The sequence below is a fragment of the Treponema socranskii subsp. socranskii VPI DR56BR1116 = ATCC 35536 genome (genome assembly GCF_000468115.1).
In the GTDB taxonomy this organism is placed as follows: Bacteria; Spirochaetota; Spirochaetia; order Treponematales; family Treponemataceae; genus Treponema_D; species Treponema_D socranskii.
In genome coordinates, this window is sequence record NZ_AVQI01000010.1 from 1 (window position 1) to 3,217 (window position 3,217).

Here is a 3,217-nt window from a genome sequence, read left to right on the forward strand (position 1 = left end):
AAAAAGCCCGGCAGCTGCCTACTTTCCCGCTTGATAAGCAGTATCATCGGCGCAAGGGAGCTTGACTTCCGTGTTCGGAATGGGAACGGGTATTTCCTCCCCGCCATGGCCACCGGGCAATAATTGCCGTAAAAAAAGAAACAGGAAGAAGGGGCAGACGTACAACAAAGCGCCTGCCGTCGTTTCATACGAGCTTTTATGTGCTCGTATGTCTATTGTACCGCGCTATAGCACGGGAACGATAATATGGTCAAGCCTCACGACCTATTAGTACTGCTCGGCTATGCACGTCGCCGTGCCTGCACCTGCAGCCTATCAACCGGATAGTGTCTCCGGGGTCTTTAGGAGGGTTATACCCTCAGGGATGTCTCATCTTGAGGCGGGCTTCCCGCTTAGATGCTTTCAGCGGTTATCCCTTCCGAACGTAGCCACCCGGCACTTACCCTTGGCAGGATAACCGGTATACCAGAGGTTCGTCCGCTTCGGTCCTCTCGTACTAAAAGCAGCTCCTCTCAAACATCCTCCGCCCGTAACAGATAGGGACCGAACTGTCTCGCGACGTTCTGAACCCAGCTCACGTACCGCTTTAATTGGCGAACAGCCAAACCCTTGGGACCTGCTCCAGCCCCAGGATGCGATGAGCCGACATCGAGGTGCCAAACTTTCCCGTCGATGTGAACTCTTGGGGAAAATCAGCCTGTTATCCCCGGAGTACCTTTTGTCCGTTAAGTGACGGCGCTTCCACTTGCCGCCGCCAGATCACTAAGACCTGCTTTCGCACCTGCTCGTGATGTCTCACTCGCAGTCAAGCCTCCTTGTGCCTTTACACTCGTACGATGATTTCCAACCACCGCGAGGAGACCTTCGCGCGCCTCCGTTACCCTTTAGGAGGCGACCGCCCCAGTCAAACCGCCCGCCAATCACTGTCCCCCTTCCGGCTTCACGGACCGGAGTTAGAAATCCCATCCGCCAGGGCCGGTATTTCACCAGCGGCTCCACGCACGCTGACGCGCACGCTTCAGTGCCTCCCGGCTATCCTACACATGGCGGATAGAATCCCAGTGATAAGCTGCGGTGAAGGTTCACGGGGTCTTTCCGTCTAATTACGGGTATCCGGCTTCTTTACCGGAATATAAGTTTCACCGAGTCCCGCGTTGAGACAGCGCCCAGAATCGTTACACCATTCGTGCGGGTCGGAACTTACCCGACAAGGAATTTCGCTACCTTAGGACCGTTATAGTTACGGCCGCCGTTTGCCGGGGCTTCGGTTCGGAGCTTCGCCTTTCGGCTTACCCCTCCCCTTAACCTTCCGGTACCGGGCAGGTGTCACCACCTATACGTCCCATTACTGGTTCGCAGATGGCTGTGTTTTTGGTAAACAGTCGCCTGGGCCTGCTTTCTGCCGCTCACATCCTTATCAGCGTGAGCCACACTTCTTCCGAAGTTACGTGTGCTTTTTGCCGAGTTCCTTAACGCGGGGTCGCTCGTGCGCCTTAGATTGCTCATCCTGCCTGCGTGTGTCCGTTTCCGGTACGGTCCAACTCAGCCTATCTTTAGACAGTATTTCCCGGCACCTTGATTACATCCGCTTCGCTTCGCCTGCGCTCCGCTCCCCGTAACGGCTCAGCTCAAGGGCTCTTTTAACCGCCCTCTCAACACCTTACCGCTTGGACAGAAACTACCGTTCTTCTGCCGGATTTCACCTCATGCGTCCTGCCTTCAAAACTGAATCGGGTATCGGATTGTGAACCGATTTCCCATCGACTACGACTTTCGTCCTCGCCTTAGGGGCCGACTTACCCCGGGCAGATTGCCTTTACCCGGGAATCCTCAGGCTTTCGGCGGACGGGAATCTCACCCGTCTTTTCGTTACTTGTGCCTGCATTCTCTCTTCCGCTTCCTCCAGCGCCCCTCACAGGTACGCCTTCTCCGGTTAGCGCAATGCTCCCCTACCGCCCGCATCACTAGATGCGGACCCGCGGCTTCGGTATAACGCTTAGCCCCGTTACATTGTCTGCGCACGCCTGCTCGACCAGTGAGCTGTTACGCACTCTTTTAAGGAATGGCTGCTTCTGAGCCAACCTCCTGGCTGTCTGTGCAAGCGCACCTCATTTCACACTGAGCGTTATTTCGGGACCTTTGCCGTCGGTCCGGGCTGTTTCCCTCTCGACTATGAACCTTGGAGCACACAGTCTCACTCCCATGCGTTGGCGGATGGCATTCTGAGTTCGATTGGTGTCGGTAGACTGTGACGCCCCCTATCCCATCCGGTGCTTTACCTCCTTCCGCTTTGCATGAGGCTGTCCCTAAAGGCATTTCGGGGAGAGCCAGCTATTTCCAGGTTTGTTTAGCCTTTCACTCCTAATCACAGGTCATCACTACCTTTTTTAACAGATTACTGTTCGGCCCTCCAACAGGTTTCACCCTGCCTTCAGCCTGCCCATAATTAGATCACCTTGGCTTCGGGTCTGCGACACGCGACTTCTCGCACTTCTCACACTCGCTTTCGCTCCGGCTCCGGATCTCCCAACCCTTAGCCTCGCCGCGCATCGCAACTCGCAGGTTTATTCTACAAAAGACACGCCACAACGCTCACGCGCCGTGACATCTTGTCGGTTTGCGGTTTCAGGTTCTCTTTCACTCCCCTCACCGGGGTTCTTTTCGCCGTTCCCTCACGGTACTCTTCGCTGTCGGTAGCTGTCTCGTATTTAGCCTTGGATCGTGGTCGACCCGGATTCAAACAGGGTTTCTCGTGCCCCGCTCTACTTAGGTACCGCACCATGGAGTCCGATATCTTTCGCATACGCGGCTTTCACGCTGTCTCGCGCGCCTTTCCAGACGCTTCCGCTAAATATCGGTTTTCTCACCAACTCCACGGGTCATCCCCGTGCGGCCCTGCAACACCCCTTAAAGGGTTTAGGCTCCTGCGCGTTCGCTCGCCGCTACTTGCGCAATCTCTTTTGATTTCTCTTCCCGCGTTACTTAGATGGTTCACTTCACGCAGTATCGCTCCGCCGCAGTATCTTCTTCCCGCGCGCGGTGTATGCCTTGCGACATACGGGTTACCCCATTCGGCTATCTGCGGATCTCAGGATGTGTGCTCCTCCCCGCAGCTTTTCGCAGCTTACCGCGGCCTTCTTCGCCGGACAGCTCCTAGGCATCCGCCGCAAACCTATGCTCGCTTGACCATATTCTCTTTCCCGCGCTCTAAGCTTCC

Annotated in this window: 2 rRNA genes; both read right to left on the reverse strand. The window is 55.8% G+C overall.

From position 1 onward, the window contains the following. Positions 1-5: 5 nt before the first annotated feature. A 5S ribosomal RNA gene (gene rrf, locus HMPREF0860_RS01600) occupies positions 6-117 on the reverse strand. A 129-nt stretch (positions 118-246) separates the two neighbouring features. Beyond that, positions 247-3,188 (reverse strand): 23S ribosomal RNA (locus tag HMPREF0860_RS01605). Between the last annotated feature and the right edge of the window lie 29 nt (positions 3,189-3,217).